Genomic DNA, 20,070 nt, shown 5'->3' with positions numbered 1-20,070 from the left:
CTGTTCAACGCTTGATTTATATTAAGTATATGAATATTCCTTAAGTTAAAGATCCTCGTCTTGTTTCGTAAAACGACAAATAAACCTACATTAATACTTGAGGATCCACATCGACGCTGATCGTCAGCTTCTGCTGCCGCTCCAGCTCCTCAAAGCCGGCGACCGCCTGCTGCACAAGCCCGGATATCGACGCTTCCCCCCGATATTTTATCATGCATTGAAACCGATATCTATCTTTGATTCGGGAGATCGGCGAAGCCACAGGGCCCAAAACCTCAATAGGCATCGGGTGAAGCTCCTTCGCAAGCTCCTTCAATCGGGAAGCCAGCGATTCAGCCGTCCGCATCAGCAGCGGTATTTGTTCATGCGACAAAGTAATCAAAATCAGCCGGTGAAACGGCGGATATTCATGAAATTTGCGCAGCGTCATTTCCTTTTCCATAAAGCTTTCATAGTCGTGCCGGCTGGCGCTCAGGATACTGTAATGCTCGGGCGCATACGTCTGCACGAAAACTTCGCCAGGCAGCTGATGGCGTCCCGCGCGGCCCGCCACCTGCGTCAGCAGCTGAAAGGCTCGCTCCGCCGCCCGGAAATCCGGCAGGTTCAGCACCGTATCCGCAGCCAGAGCCCCAACCAGCGTCACATGCGGGAAATCGAGCCCTTTGGCTACCATCTGGGTGCCAAGCAGAAGATCCGCCTGGCGGTTGCGGAACATTGTCAGCCATTTCTCATGCGAGCCCTTCTCCGTCGTCGTGTCTACATCCATGCGGATGACGCGGATGCCCGGGAACAGCTTCGTCAGCTCCTCCTCGACCCGCTGCGTTCCCGTGCCGAAGTGCCGGATATGCTCGCTGCCGCAGCTCGGGCACAGAGCAAGCTCCCGTTCGGCATAGCCGCAGTAATGGCAGCGGATCGCCCGCGAGCTTTGATGATAGGTCAGCGAGATGTCGCAGTGCGGGCATTCCGCCACATAGCCGCACGTGCGGCACATGACGAACGTCGAATAGCCCCGCCGGTTCAGCAGCAAAACGGTCTGTTCTTTCTTGTGTAACCGTTCTTCAATCGCTTTATACAAGGCCCGGCTGAACATCGAACGATTTCCCTCACGCAGTTCCTCCCTCATATCCACTATGTTCACGCGGGGCAGCGGACGGCCTTCCACCCGCTTATGCATCGTAAGCAGCTCAAAGCGGACCCGCCGCTCCGTCGGATCGGCAGCCGGCTCGCTCCCCAATGCTGGAGGATCCTCGGTCAGGGCGAAAACATCCATTTGTCCGGCGCGGACCATAGCTCTATTGGAATAGCTCTGCGCCGGCTGCGACGCGCTTTTGACGGCCGCAGATTCCTGCAGGGTGCCGTACATGCTCTCGAGCGACGGCGTCGCCGAGCCCAGCACGACGACCGCTTCATGCTGCGAAGCGCGGGCTACAGCTACATCACGCGCATGGTATTTCGGGCTTTCTTCCTGCTTGTAAGAGGATTCATGCTCTTCATCTATAATAATAAGGCCGATTTGCGTAAACGGAGCGAAAATCGCGACCGCGCTCCTATCACGACGCGCACCTGCTTTTGCATAATTTTACGCCATTCATCATACCGCTCTCCGTGAGACAATCGGCTGTGCATCACGGCGACCAGATCGCCGAATCTCCCTTTAAACCGTTCCACCATCTGAGGCGTCAGCGAAATCTCGGGCACGAGCACAATCGCTTCGCGGCCTTGGTCTAAGCAGGTCTGAATCGACTGCAGATATACCTCGGTTTTCCCGCTCCCCGTCACCCCATGCAGCAGAAATACGCGATGCTCCCGCTCGGCAACCGGACGGGCAATCCGTTCGAATACCTGCTGCTGCTCCGGCATCAAAGACAGCGGCGCCGTTCGTTGAAACGAACGGCTGGAGTATGGATCGCGAAATACCTCCACCTCGCGTAGCGCAAGCCAGCCTTTATCCGCCAGACTTTTCACCGTACCGGCGCTGATGCCAAGCTCGTTCAGCAGCTCCGTCAGCTTCACCGGTACCGGCCGTTCGGCCAAATACAGCAGAACTTCCTTTTGCTTGGCCGATCTGGCGGGCAGCTGCTCCGCCCATTCCCGCAGCTGGCTGCCATCCTCGGGAGGAAACACGGTCAGCACTTTTTTCGTGTTCATGCGGTCCTTGATCATCTGCACCTCCTGGAGGTGCCCTTCGGCCATCAGCTCTTGAATCAGCTTGCTCTCCGAGCCGAATTTGTGCAGCAGCGCCCCCATTTCTACCGAGCCCTTGCTGGCGACATACCGGATGATCTCCTGCTGGGCAGGCAGCAAAAAGCTGTGCTGAGCCTGGCCGCCGGCCGTTTCCACCTCTTCTCTTACACGGACGTGCCGTTCGTATTTCGCTTTCAGCGCGCCGGGAATCATCGCCTGCAGCGCCGTAATCTCATGGCATAAATAGGTTCTGCTGATCCAGCGGGCGAGCTGAACCAAATCGGGCGTCAAAGGCGGGGACAAATCGAGGATATCCGCAATCGGCTTTACTTTCGCCGGGTCCAGGTCCGTTTGTTCATCCAGCTGAACGACAAACCCCTGCAGCTTTCTCGGACCGAACGGAACGCTGACCCGGCTGCCTACTGCAACCCAATCCCGGAGCGAGGCCGGCACCGAGTAATCGAAAGGACGGTTGGTCTGCTTCGCCGGTACATCCACAATGACCTTTGCGTACATCAGTTCGCCCGATCTCCTTTCGGCATCCGTTCAGCCACATGCATCAGCAGCTGCCGAGCTACCTCCCGCTTCGTCATCACAGGCAGCGCCTCAACAAGTCCGCCGGCATCATAAATCCGAACGACATTCGTATCGGTGCCGAAGCCCGCGCCTTCCTGCGTCACGTCATTGGCGACCAGCAGATCACACCGCTTCCGGCTCAGCTTGTCCATCGCGTGCTCATCGATATTTTGCGTCTCCGCAGCAAAGCCGACGATGAACTGATTCGTTTTCAGCTGTCCGATCGTCTGCAAAATATCCGGATTTTTGACCAGCTTCAGCGTCATTTCGTCTTCCTTCTTCTTGATCTTCTGATCCGCCTGCTCGGCCGGACGATAGTCCGCAACAGCCGCCGCCTTGATTACAATATCCGCCTCCGGCATTCGCGCCACGACAGCGTCAAGCATCTGTACAGCGGACTCCACCTGAACGATCCGGACCCTTGCGGCGGAACGGCCGTCGTCTTCCCGCTAACCAGCGTCACCTCGGCGCCCATGAGAAGAGCCGCTTCGGCGATGGCAAACCCCATTTTGCCGGAAGAATCATTCGTCAAATAACGGACAGGGTCGATTCTCTCCACCGTGCCGCCTGCCGTCACCAGCACTTTCTTACCTCTCAGCAGCTCTTTATCCGCAAAAAAACGGCGGACCGCCTCCACGATTTGCTCCGGCTCCTCCAGCCGCCCTTTTCCAACATAGCCGCAGGCCAGCTGTCCGGTTCCCGGCTCTACGAACAGCACTCCGCGTTCCGCCAGCGTGTTCATATTCGCTTGAACGGCCGGATGCGCGTACATATGCACATTCATTGCCGGCGCCACCAAAATGGGCGCGGTGGTTGCGAGCAGGGTCGTGCTCAGCATATCGTCTCCGAGCCCTAGAGCCATTTTGGCAATCGTATTGGCCGTTGCGGGCGCCACAATGACCAGGTCCGCCCGGTCCGCCAAATCGATATGCGACACGACCGAAGCGTCCTTTTCATCGAACGTATCGACAATTACATCATGCCGGGACAACGTTTGGAACGTCAGCGGCGCAATAAATTTGGTCGCCGACTCTGTCATAATCACTCTGACGTCCGCCCCGGCCTGAGCCAGCTTGCTGCAGAGAGCTGCGCCTTTGTAGGCCGCAATGCCCCCGCTGACGCCCAGCAGTATCGTTTTTCCCTTCAACATCCGTCCTGCCTCCTCGCTTCGAGAAAAAAATAACAACCACGGAGGGTTGTTGGAGTGGTGTTACTTTATTAATTCTTTACTCGGCAGCTTCTCGTAAGAGATATGATCTTCATAAATCTCTTCCAACGCCAGACCTACGAATTTGTGGGAACGTTTGTTGCGAACCTCGGTTTTGGAACCGTCACGCAGCAATCTTGCACGCTTAGCCGCCGCTACGACCAATGAATATTTGCTGTCCACTTTATCTAACAGCTTGTCAATTGAAGGATATAACATGCTATTTCACCTCTGCCATCCATTGTTTGATTTTATTGACTACTCTATCTTTACGGCAATGCTCCGCTTCGATAATCGCGTTAATGCGAGCACAGGCGTGCTCGACACGGTCGTTCACAATCGCATAATCATAATGCTCCATTAAACGGATTTCATCCATAGCTACCGACATCCGGCTGCGGATCGATTCTTCGGATTCCGTGCCGCGGCCTACGATGCGGTTCTCCAGCTCATCCATCGAAGGAGGCAGCAGGAATATAAACACGCCTTGCGGAAACTTCTGTTTGACCTTCAAAGCGCCCTGAACTTCAATTTCCAAAATAATATCTTTACCGGCATTCAAAGTATCCTCAACGAATCTTCTTGGAGTGCCGTAATAATTACCGACATATTCCGCCCATTCCAGCACTTGATCGTCGCGGATCAGCTGCTGAAACTGCTCTTTCGTCTTGAAAAAATAGTTCACGCCCTCCACTTCGCCCTCGCGCGGTTCGCGTGTCGTTGCGGATACGGAGTAAATAAGCTCCGGTGTGCATTCGCGCAGCGCTTTGCATACCGTACCCTTTCCTACGCCGGACGGTCCTGATAATACAATCAAAATTCCTTTTTCCCTACTCGTCATGATCATCGTCCTTATTGGAAAGTCGATGGGCCACCGTTTCAGGCTGCACCGCAGATAAGATGACATGATCGCTGTCCGTAATAATCACCGCACGCGTGCGACGGCCATAGGTCGCGTCAATCAGCATGTGACGGTCGCGCGCTTCTTGGATAATCCGTTTGATCGGAGCGGATTCCGGACTCACGATGGAAATGATTCGATTTGCGGATACAATATTGCCGAAACCGATATTAATAAGTTTGATAGCCATCTTTTTCCTCCCAAAAGCCCCCGAAAGGAAGCTACATCGTAAGCGTCTATGCATCTGCTGAATTTCTCAGCAAGAAAGCAGCATTATAGCGTAAGCTATAGCTCCCGAACGGAAGCCGCATCGCAAGTCATCTTAAATTCATTGTAAGCCTGAAGCCCGAAAGCTATACCAGCTTACTCCATATTTTGGATTTGTTCCCTCATTTTCTCCAGCTCGGCCTTCATTTCCACGACCAGCGCGGTCAATCCGGCATGGTTCGCCTTGGAGCCGATGGTGTTCACTTCCCTGTTCATTTCCTGCACAAGGAAATCGAGCTTTCGGCCGATCGGCTCCGCCGATTGAAGCAGTTCCCGGCACTGTTGAAAATGGCTCTGCAGACGGGTCATTTCCTCGTCTACGTTCGCGCGGTTCGCAAGCAGCGCCACCTCGGTGGCAAGACGGGTCTCATCCACGACCGGCTGCTGCATGAAGTCCTGGATGCGCGCACGCAGCTTCTCGGCATACTGCGTAACGATCTGCGGCGCCAGCTGCCTTGCCTGTTCGACCAGCCCTTCCAGAATGTGCAGGCGCTGTTCCGTATCTGCGGCAAGATGCTTGCCTTCGGCGGCGCGCATGCGAACCAGCTGCTCCGTCACTTCCTCGGCGCAATCCGACAGCTCCCGTTCGATTTCGTCTTCCGCCGCAGCCTCGCCTTGTTGAAAGGAAACAAGCTCAGGGATGTGCAATAAATCGCGAGCCGTCAGCGAGTCCGTTAAGCCGAAGCGTTCCTTCAGCTGCTCTGCAGCCGTATGATAGGCTTCAGCCAAAGGCCAATTCAGCTCGATAGACCTGGAAGCGGAAGCGTCCCTTTCGATAGTGACGAACACATCCACACGTCCGCGCTTGACTTTTCGCTGCACGGTTTGTTTAAGCAGGTCCTCGTATTTCAGCCATTCTCTCGGCATCCGGACCATAATCTCGCAATAGCGGTGGTTGACCGATTTCACGTCGATCTGCACCGTATACCCGGCAAAAGAACGGCTTGCTTGTCCGAAGCCGGTCATACTGATAGCCATGGGCATTCACATCCGTTATTCTATATTAATTCATTTTCCTAATGGGTACAAGTGGAAACTAACCGTCCGGTCTGCTCCCAAACGTAGTTCGTCAGCTGCACCGTCATATCGTAGGAAAGGAACGGCGTCATCAAATAAATGCCGTTAAAATACTTCATCGCCGTATCGAGCAGCTCCTTGGCGATTTGAACCCCCATCGCACGGCCTTCCTCGCCCTTGAGGTCTCCCATCCGCTGGCGTACTTCGTCGGACAGTTGGATGCCGGGCACCTCATTATGAAGATACACGGCGTTCCCGCCGCTCGCCAGCGGCATGATGCCGATAAAAATCGGCACGTTCAAATGCTTGGTCGCTTCGTAGATTTTCTCGATCAGCTCGGCGTTATAAACCGGCTGGGTCATAATATAGTCCGCGCCCGCCTCGATTTTCCGTTCCAGCCGCTGGACCGCTTTCTCCAAATATTTGACATTGGGATTAAACGCTGCCCCGACGATAAAGTTCGCCTTCTTCTTCAGCGCTTTGCCGGAAAAGGCTACGCCCTCGTTCAACTGCTTAATCATGCGGATAATTTCAAAAGAAGTCAAGTCATAAACGGAGCTGGAGCCGGGCAAATCGCCGAACCGCGCCGGATCGCCGGTTACCGCGAGCACGTGATCGATCCCAAGAGCATGGAGTCCCATCATATGCGACTGGGTTCCGATCATGTTGCGGTCCCGGCAGGCGATATGAATAAGGGGCCGAAGGCCTGTCTGTTCCTTGACCAGATAGCCCAAAGCAAGATTGCTCATCCGGGTTACCGCAAGCGAGTTATCCGCCATCGTCAGCGCATCGACGTGCGCTTCCTTCAAGGCCTGCGCGCCCTTCATAAACTTGTCTATATCCAGGTCGCGCGGAGGATCCAGCTCTACGATGACCGTATGGCGCTGCTTGACCAGATCGACGATGTTCGGCTCCTCCGGCGGTACTGGCGCCGCGCCATCGGAAGCGGCCGTGCCGCTAATGACCGTTAACGGAGCCGCCGCGCCGGATGCTGCAGAACCGCTCGCCTCTGTATTCGCCGGCTCTGCCGAAAGCTGCTCCACCGGCTGAGGCGTGTACCCGTTCAGAGCTTGAGCCATCGCGGCAATATGCTCAGGGGTCGTACCGCAGCACCCGCCGATAATCCGCGCGCCCAAGTCCGCAAACTTCAGCGCGGTTTCGGCAAAATATTGCGGAGTCGCCGCATAAGTAAAGCGTCCGTCCACATAATCCGGGATGCCCGCATTCGGGAAGACGGAGAACGGTAGCCCATCCTGCAAACCTGCCACCCTTTCCAGGGAGCGAAGCAGGCCGTTCGGACCGCTGCGGCAGTTAAAGCCGACTACGTCGGCTCCGCTGTGCGCCAGCTTCGCAAACGCATCGGGAAGCGACACGCCGTCATGCGTCGTGCCGGTGCCTTCCGTAGCAAACTGGCAGATCACCGGCTGGTCGCTTATTTTGCGGATCGTCTTGAGCACGAGCAGCAGCTCCTCGAGATCATAGAACGTTTCAAGCAAAAAGCCGTCGACTCCGCTGTCCGCAAGCACTTCCACCTGCTGGCGGAAATCGTCCTTCACCTTGGAAGTGCGGACATTTTTGCGCTTACCGCCGCGAATCGAGCCGATTGCCCCAACCACGTAAGCATCGGCTCCCACTGCGTTGCGCGCCAAGGCGACGCCCGCACGGTTGATCGCCTCGACCTCTTCTTCGAGCCCGTATTTGGACAGCTTCTCGCGCGTAGCCGAGAAGGTGTTGGTTTCGATAAGCCGCGCCCCCGCTTCATAATAACGGCGGTGCACGTCCGCTATAACATCCGGCTTGAGCAAATTAAGCTCCTCATAAGAAATGCCCACCGGAAAGCCCATCTGATACAAGTACGTCCCCATCGCCCCGTCGCCAACCAATATGTGCCGGCGGAGCGTTTCTCTTAAATCAAGCTTCATCTTCTTCGGTCCCGCCTTTCCCCTAGACATAATGAATGAAAACGGTAAAGCAGCCGGTTCTCACGACACCGTTCCTTCGTAAACCTGTTCGGCGGGGCCTGTCATATAGACATGATTATCCTCTTCGTTCCATTCAATGAACAAATCGCCGCCCTTCAGAGAAACCGTCGCCGTCCGGTCGGACAGACCGTTCAGAACGGAAGAAACGAGCGTCGCGCAGGCTCCGGTACCGCAGGCAAGCGTAGGGCCGGCTCCGCGCTCCCAAACGCGCATATCCATGTAATTCTTCGCTTTGACGGTTGCAAACTCGACGTTCACGCGGCGCGGAAACATCGGGTGCACCTCCAGCTTCGGCCCCCATGTGTTCAAGTCGAACTGTACCGCGTCGTCGACATAAATGACGCAGTGCGGGTTCCCCATCGATACCGCAGTAAAGCGGAACTCGACGCCGTCCACCTCAAGCGGATAATTCAACACAACCTCTTGATCCACCGCCGTCGGCACTTCCGTTCCGCGTAAAATCGGCGCCCCCATATCGACGCGTACAGCTGTTACAATGCCGTTCTCGACCGCCAGCTGCACCTTTTGCGCCCCTGCGCCAATTGTTTCAATCGTCAGCTCGTGCGCCGACGCGTCGACCATGCCGTGCTCGTAAACATATTTCGCGACGCAGCGGACCGCATTGCCGCACTGCTCGGATTCCGAGCCGTCCGAATTAATGATCCGCATTTTATAATCCGCCTTATCCGAAGGCAGTATATATACCAAACCGTCCGCTCCGATACCGAAAAAACGGCTGCACAACCGGACCGCAAGCTCGCTTGCGTCCGGCGGCAGCTGCTGTTCGCCCGCAACGACGATGAAATCATTGCCCAGTCCATGCATTTTGGTAAAATTCATCGTATGTCTCCCCTGCTTTCCTTGCATCTCATGCTCAAATCCGGTTTAGCCATTATCATAACGCAAATGAAGGGCCGTGCATAGTTTTTCCGCCAAATTTTACGCTATTTCGCCGGAAAAAGCAAGAAACCGGCTTGCGGGCCGTTCTGCCCGTAAACCGGTTTTTCTTGAAGCCTCTTATCTCGCTACGGGCTTGGCGCCGCCATACCGGAGCGTTTTCTTTTTGGCCGGCTTGCTCATCACGCTGCCAATTCCCATCAGGAAGGTTGGAATTCCTGCGAAGATCAGCACGATGATCCAATCCATCCAGTGAAGAGGAACCGTCTTGAAAATCGGCTGAAGCTGTGGAATATACAGCACAGCCAGCATCAAAACGAGCGAGGACAGCACGGCCAGCACCAAATACATATTTTGCAGCGGATTGCGGTGGAAGATCGACCGGGAGCTGCGGCAGTCGAATACATGGATCAGCTGCGCCATAACGAGCGTTGCGAACGCTACGGTTTGAGCCTTCACCAGCGCGTCGTCGCCTTCTCCCTGCTTCAGCACGATCCAGAAGGCCGCCAACGTGCACAGCCCGATCAGGATACCGCGGCTGATGATCTTCCATCCTAACCGGCGGGCAAAAATATTTTCCCGCGCGCCGCGCGGCTTCTGCTGCATTAAATCTTTTTCCGCTTGGTTCACGCCAAGCGCCATCGCAGGCAGTCCATCCGTCACCAGATTGACCCACAAAATCTGAATCGGCACGAGCGGCAGCGGCAGCCCCGCCATCATCGCCAGGAACATCGTCATGATTTCGCCGACGTTGGAGGCCAGCAGATAGCGGATAAACTTGCGGATGTTCTCGTAAATCCCGCGTCCTTCCTCAATCGCGGCGACGATCGTAGCAAAATTGTCGTCGCTCAGCACCAGTGCGGACGCCTCTTTGGAAACGTCGGTGCCGCTGATGCCCATGGCAATCCCGATATCCGCCGCTTTGATCGCCGGCGCATCGTTCACCCCGTCGCCGGTCATCGCTACGACATGCCCTTTACGCTGCAGCGCCTTGACGATGCGAAGCTTATGCTCGGGTGAAACCCGCGCATACACATACGTATCCTCGACGCGGCCGTCCAGCTCGTCGTCGTCCATTTGGCTCAGCTGCTGTCCGTTCAAGGCGAGACCGCCGTTTGAAGGCATGATGCCGAGCTGCTTCGCGATCGCCTCCGCCGTCGATTGGTGGTCGCCCGTAATCATAACCGTTTTAATGCCCGCCTTGCGGCACTTGGCGATAGCGTCGCGGACCTCTTTGCGCGGCGGATCGATCATGCCGGTCAGTCCGATAAAGACGAGCCCGTTCTCGACCTCGTACTCCTCCTCGCACCGCTCGGTCGGCTTGACCTCGCGGAAAGCCAGCCCGAGCACGCGAAGCGCGTTTTTGGCCATGCCTTCATTTGCGGCCAGCACCTTTTGCTTCAGCGTCTGCGTGAAAGGAATGACGCGGTTTTCCCACAGCACATAGCTGCACTGCTGCAGCAGCACGTCCGGCGCTCCCTTGGTGCAGACCATCCGTCCGCCTTGATGCTCGACGAGCACCGACATGCGCTTGCGTTCCGAATCGAACGGAAACTCGCCGATCCGGCGGTACAGCCCGTCTACCGATTGATGCGTCAAACCCGCCTTTGCCCCCAGCACCACCAGCGCGCCCTCGGTCGGGTCGCCTTTAATATTCCAGGTGCCCGCGGGCTCCTCGTCGGCTCCCTTTTTCCGCTTGTGCTCCGCTTTCTCCTCAAATAAAGAAGCGTTATTGCACAGTACGGATACCTGCAGCAGCCTTCTCAGCATCTGATTGTTGCGGATATCCGCCGACTTTCCGTTCTGCAGAATATCTCCCCTGGGATCGTAGCCGTCTCCGGTGACTTCCAGAATCTCGCCGCCCACCCATAGATGCGTGACGGTCATTTTGTTTTGCGTCAGCGTGCCCGTTTTGTCCGAGCAGATAACCGAGGCGCAGCCGAGCGTTTCCACGGAAGGAAGCTTGCGTACGATCGCTTTGCGTTGAATCATGCGCTGGACCCGAAGCGCCAGCGCAATGGTGACGATGGCCGGAAGCCCCTCGGGAATGGCCGCGACAGCCAGGCTGACGCCGGCGAGGAACATGCCGTAAGGCTCCTGACCGTGCACAATGCCTGCGATCACGACCACGACGGTCAGCGCAAGCGCAACGATAATAAGGAGTTTCCCCAGCTGCTCGAGGCGGTGCTGGAGCGGCGTTTCCATCGATTCCGTGCTTTGAATCAAGTCCGCGATTTTCCCCATCTCGGTAGCCATCCCCGTGCGGACAACGATCCCTCTGGCCGTTCCCCGGGTAATCATCGTTCCCATGAAGCCGAGATTGCGCTGATCCCCAAGCGGCACTTCATCATTGGCGAGCATGTCCGTATGCTTGCTGACGGGAACCGACTCCCCGGTCAGCGCGGATTCCTCTACGTACAGGCTGTTGGCTTCCAGAAACCGCAGATCCGCGGGAATCCGGTCCCCGCTTTCCAGCAGCACGATATCTCCAGGAACCAGATCCTTGGCAGGCAGAAGCTCCAGCGATCCGTTGCGGAGCACCTTGGCATTCGGAGCCGACAGCTCCTTCAATGCGCGGAGCGAACGCTCTGCCCGGAATTCCTGGACGAAGCCCAGAATTCCGTTCATGATAATAATGGCGATAATCGTGATCGCATCCAGGTACTCCCCGAGCAGCCCGGAAATGAGTGTCGCCCCCATCAGCACGAGAACCATGAAATCCTTGAATTGGTTCAAAAACAATGCGACCGGAGAGACCTTGGCCCCCTCGGACAATTCGTTTCGGCCATGCTCCTCCAGCCGCTTCCCGGCTTCTTCGGTTGACAGTCCTTTGGACGGTTCGATTTGCTGCGTCTGCAAAATTTCTTCCGCCGTCATTTGATACCACTGTTTGTGAGCCATCTGCTTATTCCCTCCCAAAAGGCACTAGAAAAGGTTGTACTGATACTGTCCCGAATACGGCTTCCGCTAGGACAGCCTCTACCATCATGTTTATTCAGACAAGCCGCAGTTTAGCACCCCAGGATAGGAACAAATAGCTGTCAAAAGAAAACGGACTTAAGTTTTTGTTCAAATTATGGCATGATAGAGAGTGGAAGACGCAGGATTCGACCTTTAAAGGGACTCCAGGTCTCTTGGAGCTCGAGAAAGCTTGGGCGCTTAAAGTTATCGCCTCGGGGCCCTCCTCGTTCCTCCACATTACAGGCAAAACGTTCATACATTATAGCAGTACGCGAAATGGAGTTGTCACAGTTATGTCGTTAGACGGACTCGTCGTCCACTCCCTTGTGCAGGAGCTTCAAGCCTGCACAGGCGGACGGATCAATAAAGTACACATGCCCTCGGCTCATGATATCGTGCTTCAGCTCAGAGCGCAGGGCAGCAACCGCAAGCTGCTGCTCTCGGCCAATCCGACATATCCGAGAGTACATTTTACCGAGCAAAATTTCATCAATCCGATGGAAGCTCCCATGTTCTGCATGCTGCTGCGCAAGCACTGCGAGAGCGGGATTATCGAGAGCGTAACGCAGCCCGGCATGGAACGGGTCATTCATATGCAAATCCGCCAAAGAGATGAGCTGGGCGATGTGAGCATCAAGACGCTCATTATCGAAATTATGGGGCGTCACAGCAACATTATTCTGATCGATCCTGCCACAGGCACGATCGTCGACGGAATTCACCACGTCACGCCTGCTATCAGCAGCTACCGCATCGTCATGCCGGGCAGCCGCTATACCGCACCGCCGGAGCAGCACAAGACGCATCCCTTCGAATTAACCAAGGATGCATTCGTCCAGCTGCTCACCTCCCCGCTTCCCGAAGCGGAAGAAACGGAAGACAGCAGACCGCCGGCAGCCGGGCCGGGGCAGGAAACCTGGGAGCAGCGCATTGTAAACCGCATCAGCGGGTTCAGCCCGCTGGTGGCCAAAGAGCTGGTCTACCGCACAAGCCCTGCGCTGACCGTCGCGAATACCGACGAAGCGAACGCCGCGCTGCTGTGGGAGCCTTTCCGCGAGCTAATCGAGCGTATGAAGCAGGGGCAAAGCGAGCCGCAGATTTGCGAGCGGCAGCCGAACGGCAAAGCTTATTTTTCAATCCTTGAGCTGACGCATATTCAAGGCTCGATAACACGTTTTTCGACGGTCAGCGAGTGCCTGGAAGCCTTCTATGGAGATAAGGCAGAGCGCGACACGGTCAAGCAGCGGGTATCCGATCTGCTTCGTTTTCTCCAGAATGAACGGGCCAAAAACGTGAAAAAGCTGGAGAAGCTGCAGGAAACGCTGGAAGACGCGAAGGACGCCGACAAGTTTCGGATCCTCGGGGAGCTGCTCACGGCCTCCATGCACCAGCTTCAAAAGGGCGAGACGACGATTGAAGTCGTCAACTATTACGATGTGGAGCAGCGGACGGTGAGCATCCCGCTGGACCCGCTGCTGACGCCGTCCGAAAATGCGCAAAAATATTTTAAAAAATATACGAAAAGCAAAAACAGCCTGATCGCCGTCCGCGAACAGCTGGAGCAAACGCATAAGGAAATCGCTTATCTCGACAGCCTGCTGCAGCAGCTTCACATCGCCTCGCTTGGAGATATCGAGGAAATCCGCGAAGAGCTGGTCGAGCAGGGCTACATCCGGGACCAGCAGCAAAAAGACGCGGAAAAAGAAGGCGAACGCCAAGCCGCTTCTTTCCTGCTTTACCTCCAGCGAGGGAATCCCTATCTACGTCGGCAAGAACAATACGCAGAACGAGTACTTGACCAACCGGCTTGCCCAGGCCGCCGATACGTGGCTGCATACCAAGGATATTCCGGGCTCGCACGTCGTGATCCGCAGTCCGCAATACGGCGAAGCTACACTGCACGAGGCGGCTCAGCTGGCAGCATTTTACAGTCAAGCGAAGGAGTCGAGCCAGGTACCGGTCGACTTCACACTGATCAAGCATGTCCGCAAGCCGAGCGGAGCGAAGCCCGGCTTCGTCATTTACGACCATCAGAAAACGCTGTTCGTCACGCCGGACGCCGAAGCGATGAAACGAATGCCGGTGAGCGTAAAATAGCTGCATTTTATTAATGAAGCGTCATTGCACAATCAGCTCCGGCGACGGAACGGCATAGCCGAAGCAAACAAAAAAACTTGCAGCACCGAAGGAATTTTTCCTTCCGGTCTGCAAGTTTTTTCGTTATGCCGAGTCCGCTCTGACAAGCGGCGCGCATAGGACATAGAATAGAAGCTGAGCCTTCGTTCTGGGACAAGCAAGGCAAGAACCGCCCGCTCCCAGCACAGCAAGGTCGGCACTCCCGTAGCCATACCAGGCCCTGCAGCTCCTGCCGCCAAGCCGCATCCCGAGTTTGCGGAAGCGCTACGCGCGGGCCGGCCATGCTGTGCCTGCAGCTCCTGCTGCGGAGCAGCTGCCGGCTACCGTCACGCCTTCCACGGATCGGTCAATTTACGCAGATAAGACTTCAGCTCGTCCTGAAGATCCGTCCGCTGCAGCGCAATCTCGATGGTCGCTTCGATATATCCGAGCTTGTCCCCTACGTCGTAGCGTTTCCCTTGAATCGGGTACGCGACCATCTGCCTTTCCTTGTTCAGGATGCGGAGCCCGTCTGTCAGCTGAATTTCTCCGCCGCGCCCCGGCTCGCACTTCTCCAGAATCCCAAAAATTTCAGGCGTCAAAATATAGCGCCCGATCACCGCCAGATTCGACGGCGCCTGGAGCGGCCCGGCTTCTCGATCAGGTCGCTGATATAGAGGTGCGAATCGTTATTTTGCGAGGGCGAAATAATGCCGTATTTATCAACATCGTCCCAAGGCACCTCTTGCGCGGCGATGACGGACGTATTCGTCTGATCGTACAAATCGATCATTTGCTTTAAACAGGGCGGCTCCGACTGGATAATATCGTCCCCCAGCAGCACCGCGAACGGCTCGTTGCCGATAAACTTACGCGCGCACAGCACCGCATGTCCAAGGCCAAGCGGCTGTTTTTGCCGAATATAATGGACATCCGCGAGATTCGATATCGTCTGAACCATGTGCAGAAGCTCTTGGTTGCCTTTCTCCTCAAGCATCCATTCCAGTTCGACGGATTTGTCGAAATGGTCACTCGATCGCTCTCTTATTGCGTCCAGTTACGATCATAATATCCTCGATACCGGAGGCTATCGCTTCCTCAACAATATATTGAATCGCCGGTTTATCGACGATCGGCAGCATTTCCTTCGGCTGCGCTTTGGTGGCCGGCAAAAACCGGGTGCCTAGGCCCGCGGCCGGAATAATCGCTTTGCGAATGGTCATTTGCGGCTCTCCTTTACTTGCTTAAGCTGCTCCAGAACGCGGATGTCCGTTTTACGCGCACCGACCGGCGCATGAAAGACGACCCCGTTGCGCTCTCCATGAAAGTCGGAGCCTGCGGTTACAATAAGACGATGCCGCTCGGCCAGAGCCAAATAATGGGCTTCCTGCTCCGGCGAATGGTCGGAGTGGTATACCTCCAGGCCCGCTAAGCCCAGACCGGCCAGCTCGCCAATCAGCTCGTCCTGGCCATATAAGCCGGGATGCGCCAGCACCGGTACACCGCCAGCCTCCACAATCCACTGCAGCGCCGTTTGCGGCCCGATCCGCGGAGGGTTGACATATGCCGCTCCGTCCTTGCCCAAATAACGGTCGAACGCTTCCGCCATTGAAGCGACGTACCCTTTGCGTACCAGCGCATCGGCAATGTGCGGTCTGCCTATCGATTCGTCGGCTTTTTTGGAGGCTTGCAGCGAAGCAAGCACACCGGCCATCGTCACTTCCAAGCCGAGGCCGTTCAAACGCTCCAGCATCATGTCATTGCGCTTATCCCGCACGCTGCGCAGCTCGGCCAGCCGGTCCAGCAGCTGCCGGCTTGTATAATCAATGTAATAACCAAGCACATGAATATCGGTCCCGCCGGCAACCGTGCTGATTTCTACGCCGGGAACTACCGTGATTCCGTATCTGTCGGCCGCTTCAAGCGCCTCTTCGATTCCTGCCACGGTATCATGATCGGTAATGGCGACAGCGCCGAGACCTGCAGCCGCCGCCAGGCGGACATTTTCCGCAGGAGCCTGCGTTCCGTCCGAGGCTAACGTATGTGTATGTAAATCAGCGTATAGCATAAGTTCCGCTCACTCCCCTGTTCGTATGTGCCATAAAGAAAGATCACCGTCACCGCAGGTGCAACGGATATTTAAGTTCGGATGGATAAGTTCAAATGAAGATCAACCACCAAACGTCTTGAAAAGCCTACAGCCATTGACTCAAATCCCGTTCCCGCAAGAAAGAAACGAAGGTCACCGCCGAGATAGGCAAGATCGTAGAGTTCAAATAAATCGCGTAAAAGCTGCGCGAGAAACGGACGCCTTCAATCATTTTGACTTGAAGGACACCCAATGCGGCCTCATGCTTTACGGATGATTGCGACAGTATCGAGATGCCGAGACCCGCCTCGACCGCGGATTTTACAGCTCCTGTGCTGCCCAGCTCCATTACTATCTTCATCGCCGAAGGATCGTATCCCGCCTGCTCCAGCTGTTCCTCCATCACCCTCCGGGTACCGGAGCCCTGCTCGCGCAGTACGAACGGGTATCTGAGCACTTCCTCCATCGTCACCTTATCGGCCTGGGCCAGCGGATGATCGTGCGGCACAATCAGCACCAGCTCGTCATTCAGCACCGCCTCCGTATATACATCGGGATGGTGCACTTCCGCCTCCACGATACCGAAATTGAGCTGATGATTCAAAATTTCGTCCATAATTTGCCGTGTATTAATCACCTTTAAGCTGATTGAAATATTGGGATATTCTTTGCCGAAAGGTCCCAGCAGACGAGGTAAAATATACTCCCCTACCGTCATGCTTGCGCCCAAATGCAGCCTTCCCTCCAGCATATGCGTAAACCTCGACATGCTGATATCCGTTTCCTTCATCAGCTCTATGCTCCGCTTGGCATAGGGAAGCAGCGTTCTGCCAGCCTCAGACAGCTCGATCCTTTTGGTGGAACGGTTAAACAGCTTCGTACCGAAATAGTCCTCCAGGGATTGAACCTGCATCGTGACTGCGGGCTGCGTCATATGAAGCGCCTGCGCAGCGTTAGAGAAGCTTCCTTTCTCCGCAACGGTATGAAAAATATGAAGCTGATGAAAATTAAGTGCCATAGCCTTTCTTACCTCCAACTTGCCTTGGTAGACCTATTATAGCAAAAGACCATTTCCCCCGAAAGTAAGTCCGTCCGCCCGCAACCCGCGAAAGCTGCCGCTCCAGCCGCCCTGACGTCATCATTTCCGAAGCGAAGCAGAAATACTGGCTTTCTTACCGATTCAAACATAATAAAAAAGAGCAATTCGCGCAAGCACGGAATGCTCTGGGTTTGGCTTATGAAGCTGTTGGGACGGCTCGCCTGCGTCTTGGCTTGAGCCGTTGTTGGCGGCCTCTACCTGCGTTTCCTGCTGTTTTTGATCAAGGTCATCCGCCGGGAGTGACGCAGCCAGGAATAATACGATTTCAAGTCTCGAAGCTCTATCGTTTCGGACATCCGGCCGAGAAACGTAACGATAATCATTCGATGCAGCGGTTGGCTCGCAGAGGGGGCACTATGGTGAAGCGCAGTCATTTCAAATTCGGGCGACGGGTGATAATCGGCAAACTCCGCTACAAAAACCAGGTCATCTTCTACCACGTAAACGTCTTCGCCGTTCTTGTAATAGGATTTGACTTGTCCTTCACGCAGCCGGTTCCATAAAAAATCGCATATGTCCACAAACCCGGTTTTCTGGCTTTCAACCCGGTCCGCCCACCGGATTTTGGCATGATTCGTAATGACGATATCCGCTATATTCTTGTCTCCTAAAGCAACAGAAGACGGCTCGCAGTTGATGGAACGCTGTACCGTTTTATCCCTCATTAACCACAACCCCCAGCCTAGTAAAATAGTCCTTTAAACCTATGTACAAGATAGTAGTCATATATATTTTACTTGATTTGCTAATAGATTCCAAATAAAAAAATCTTTAGATTTCATCCAGCCGAATAAAAAAAGCCTCCGGTAAACCGGAAGCTTGCTTCGTGCATAATATATAGACAGCAGGCTGACTGGCGCCGCCCGGCTTATAATGTGTAAAATCTTGTTTTATCCGGCATATTACTACTGTATTCCGTCTTAATTTCGTTGCGGTATGACCGCTCCACTTTTTTGACGAAAGGGAGCTTCTGCAGCTGCTTCATCGTTTCCTCCAGCTTGCTGGAGTGAACATACATCGCTGCGTAATGCATTCTCTTGGATATAAAATGAACGCTGCCATAGCGCTCCAGGTGCTTTGCCGCCGCTTTACTGTCGCTTACCCAGACAATGATTCCGCTGCGATCGGTAAACATAAGTCAACCCTTCTCTCTATGATAAAATATAAGCATGAATAATGAAACGCTGATCCCAAAAGGTGGTATATCCTATGCTTCCCCATGTCCAGGAATCTCCAATCGTTGTTACCGCCCAGCGCGGCCCCTTAACCGAAAGCGTGCACCGGGGGCACATCGCAGCGGTCAATCTCCGCCGCGAAACCGTGGCTTCCGCCGGGAATCCGGATTATGTTACCTTTGCCCGCTCCGCAGCCAAGCCGCTGCAAGCGATTCCGCTGGTCGAGTCGGGCGGTGTCAGCCGGTACCATCTGACCGACAAGCAGATTGCTCTGCTCTGTTCCTCCCATAACGGCGAAGATGAACACGCGGCCGAGGCCGGTGCGATCCTGCAAGCACTTGGGCTCGATGAAACCGCTCTTACCTGCGGGGTGCACGATCCGTACCATCAGCCGACCGCAGACCGGCTCAGGGCTCAAGGATCGTCCCCGACACCGCTTCGCAACAACTGCTCGGGAAAGCATTCGGGCATGCTGGCCCTTGCCCGGCTGTTAGATGTGCCTGCCGGCCGATACGCGGAACCGTCACACCCGGTTCAGCAGCGTATGCTGCAGGTCATCTCCGAGCTCGCGGGTCTTTCCGCGGGTGAAATTACACTGGGAACCGACGGCTGCGGGGTTCCTGTGTTCGCCCTCCCGCTCCGTGCGCTGGCTTACGCTTACGCCCGGCTGGGCAACCCTGAAGATCTTCCTCAGCCTCGAGCCGAGGCCTGCAGGCAGATTGTGGAGAGCATTCGCAAAGAGCCTTTCTATGTAGCCGGAACCGGCCGCTTCGACACGCGTTTGATCGAGGTGACGCAAGGACGCATTCTCGGTAAAATGGGAGCGGAAGGCGTGTTCGCCTTGACGATTCCCGCTCAAGGACTGGGGATAGCCGTCAAAATCGAAGACGGCGCGATGAGAGCCTTATATCCGGCTGTGACGGAAACGCTCGCCCAGCTTGGGCTTCTCAACGCTTCGGAGGCCGAAGCGTTGAGCGAGTTCCACAAGCCTTTCATCGTCAACTGCCAGCAAGCGGTCGTCGGACAGCTGCTGCCGGTGCTTCGGCTTCGTCGTACGGAGTAGCCTGCTGATTCCACCAAAGCCTTCCTTACATGTAAGGAAGGCTTTGAAGTGTTTAACCGCAGCTGCCGGAGCAGCTCCCGCCGCTGGAACAGCCGCCGGAAGAACAGCCGCCTCCCTTGGCAAGCGGGTCGTTGCTCGGAACCTTGATAGTATCGGATACGCTTCGGGCGATCGTTTCGGATATCACATACAGCAGCTCGTCGAGCCGCTGCTCCGCCGCTTTAAAGCCGCGGGCCGATTCCAGGCCGTCCAGGCGGCTCTGAATCGCCTGAACCTGCTCCAAAGCAGCATGGTAATCGGGATGGAAGTGACCGAAGCGCTGGCATTCCTCGAACAGCTCTTTCTTTTTGTTAAACTGTTTGACCAGCTCGTGAACCTCGGGATCTTCGTCTTTCCGACGCTTCCAATATAAGTAATCCGCCGTCTCCGCGGAAACGTTAATCATATCGCCTAAATCATATGCCTGCATCAGTATGGCAGACATATCTAACGATTGGGCCTCAATTACTGCCATGACCAGCACCTGCCTTACAGATA

General features: G+C 55.4%; 15 protein-coding genes and 4 pseudogenes. 2 read left to right on the top strand and 17 right to left on the bottom strand.

From position 1 onward, the window contains the following. Positions 1-85 precede the first annotated feature (85 nt). From priA to ACHHV8_RS10590, 9 genes and pseudogenes are all read right to left on the bottom strand, one after another. Positions 86-2,700: pseudogene (priA, locus tag ACHHV8_RS10630) on the bottom strand (primosomal protein N'). Beyond that, positions 2,700-3,910 (bottom strand): annotated as a pseudogene (gene coaBC, locus ACHHV8_RS10625) (bifunctional phosphopantothenoylcysteine decarboxylase/phosphopantothenate--cysteine ligase CoaBC). Before coaBC ends, priA begins: the two co-directional pseudogenes overlap by 1 nt. A gap of 60 nt (positions 3,911-3,970) precedes the next feature. Continuing rightward, positions 3,971-4,186 (bottom strand): DNA-directed RNA polymerase subunit omega, encoded by a 216-nt coding sequence (gene rpoZ, locus ACHHV8_RS10620; protein WP_094015012.1) that lies wholly within the window; start codon positions 4,184-4,186, stop codon positions 3,971-3,973. 1 nt (position 4,187) lies between these two features. Beyond that, a complete protein-coding gene (gmk, locus tag ACHHV8_RS10615; protein WP_395158248.1) occupies positions 4,188-4,814 on the bottom strand; it encodes a guanylate kinase in 627 nt (208 codons plus the stop codon). After that, complete coding sequence (gene remA / locus ACHHV8_RS10610; RefSeq protein ID WP_009672664.1) at positions 4,798-5,058, bottom strand: extracellular matrix/biofilm regulator RemA; 261 nt, start codon at positions 5,056-5,058, stop codon at positions 4,798-4,800. The genes gmk and remA overlap by 17 nt, the downstream gene beginning before the upstream one ends. Positions 5,059-5,231: 173 nt before the next feature. Then, the gene (locus tag ACHHV8_RS10605) at positions 5,232-6,113 is read right to left on the bottom strand and encodes a YicC/YloC family endoribonuclease (protein WP_395158247.1); all 882 of its coding nucleotides are present in this window, start codon (positions 6,111-6,113) and stop codon (positions 5,232-5,234) included. Positions 6,114-6,151: 38 nt separating this feature from the next. Next, entirely contained in the window at positions 6,152-8,074 is a 1,923-nt protein-coding gene (locus ACHHV8_RS10600) for a bifunctional homocysteine S-methyltransferase/methylenetetrahydrofolate reductase (protein ID WP_395158246.1), read from the bottom strand. A gap of 60 nt (positions 8,075-8,134) precedes the next feature. Next, positions 8,135-8,974: a diaminopimelate epimerase gene (dapF, locus tag ACHHV8_RS10595; protein WP_395158245.1), complete on the bottom strand. Its 840-nt coding sequence runs from the start codon at positions 8,972-8,974 to the stop codon at positions 8,135-8,137. A gap of 177 nt (positions 8,975-9,151) precedes the next feature. Next, positions 9,152-11,932 carry a calcium-translocating P-type ATPase, SERCA-type gene (locus ACHHV8_RS10590; protein ID WP_395158244.1) on the bottom strand — a complete coding sequence of 927 codons (2,781 nt, stop codon included), beginning with the start codon at positions 11,930-11,932 and terminating at the stop codon, positions 9,152-9,154. Positions 11,933-12,285: 353 nt separating this feature from the next. On the opposite strand from ACHHV8_RS10590, the pseudogene ACHHV8_RS10585 reads away from it, so the two are divergent. Next, positions 12,286-14,089, top strand: a pseudogene (locus ACHHV8_RS10585) (Rqc2 family fibronectin-binding protein). A gap of 365 nt (positions 14,090-14,454) precedes the next feature. Here the strand turns inward: ACHHV8_RS10585 and ACHHV8_RS10580 are convergent. The 7 genes and pseudogenes from ACHHV8_RS10580 to ACHHV8_RS10550 form a co-directional block, all read right to left on the bottom strand. Continuing rightward, positions 14,455-14,727 (bottom strand): hypothetical protein, encoded by a 273-nt coding sequence (locus ACHHV8_RS10580; RefSeq protein ID WP_395158243.1) that lies wholly within the window; start codon positions 14,725-14,727, stop codon positions 14,455-14,457. Next, on the bottom strand, positions 14,724-15,068 hold the full coding sequence (locus tag ACHHV8_RS10575) for a sugar phosphate nucleotidyltransferase (RefSeq protein WP_395158242.1): 345 nt from the start codon (positions 15,066-15,068) through the stop codon (positions 14,724-14,726). Before ACHHV8_RS10575 ends, ACHHV8_RS10580 begins: the two co-directional genes overlap by 4 nt. A gap of 67 nt (positions 15,069-15,135) precedes the next feature. Next, positions 15,136-15,258 (bottom strand): annotated as a pseudogene (locus ACHHV8_RS10570) (UTP--glucose-1-phosphate uridylyltransferase); the annotation flags it as partial. A 68-nt stretch (positions 15,259-15,326) separates the two neighbouring features. Further along, positions 15,327-16,175, bottom strand: coding sequence for a PHP domain-containing protein (locus tag ACHHV8_RS10565; RefSeq protein ID WP_395158241.1), 849 nt, complete (start codon positions 16,173-16,175; stop codon positions 15,327-15,329). A gap of 127 nt (positions 16,176-16,302) precedes the next feature. Next, entirely contained in the window at positions 16,303-17,214 is a 912-nt protein-coding gene (locus ACHHV8_RS10560) for a selenium metabolism-associated LysR family transcriptional regulator (RefSeq protein ID WP_395158240.1), read from the bottom strand. A 275-nt stretch (positions 17,215-17,489) separates the two neighbouring features. Then, on the bottom strand, positions 17,490-17,960 hold the full coding sequence (locus tag ACHHV8_RS10555; protein ID WP_395158239.1) for a hypothetical protein: 471 nt from the start codon (positions 17,958-17,960) through the stop codon (positions 17,490-17,492). Positions 17,961-18,163: 203 nt separating this feature from the next. Then, on the bottom strand, positions 18,164-18,430 hold the full coding sequence (locus ACHHV8_RS10550) for a YlbG family protein (RefSeq protein WP_395158238.1): 267 nt from the start codon (positions 18,428-18,430) through the stop codon (positions 18,164-18,166). A gap of 74 nt (positions 18,431-18,504) precedes the next feature. Here ACHHV8_RS10550 and ACHHV8_RS10545 point away from each other — a divergent pair, with 74 nt between their 5' ends. Continuing rightward, complete coding sequence (locus ACHHV8_RS10545) at positions 18,505-19,533, top strand: asparaginase (protein WP_395158237.1); 1,029 nt, start codon at positions 18,505-18,507, stop codon at positions 19,531-19,533. A 52-nt stretch (positions 19,534-19,585) separates the two neighbouring features. Here ACHHV8_RS10545 and ACHHV8_RS10540 read toward each other — a convergent pair whose 3' ends face one another. Then, complete coding sequence (locus tag ACHHV8_RS10540) at positions 19,586-20,047, bottom strand: YlbF/YmcA family competence regulator (RefSeq protein WP_395158236.1); 462 nt, start codon at positions 20,045-20,047, stop codon at positions 19,586-19,588. Between the last annotated feature and the right edge of the window lie 23 nt (positions 20,048-20,070).

This window comes from Paenibacillus sp. TAB_01 (assembly GCF_043945595.1).
GTDB lineage: Bacteria > Bacillota > Bacilli > Paenibacillales > NBRC-103111 > Paenibacillus_S.
This window is presented reverse-complemented; position numbering and strand designations above follow the sequence as displayed.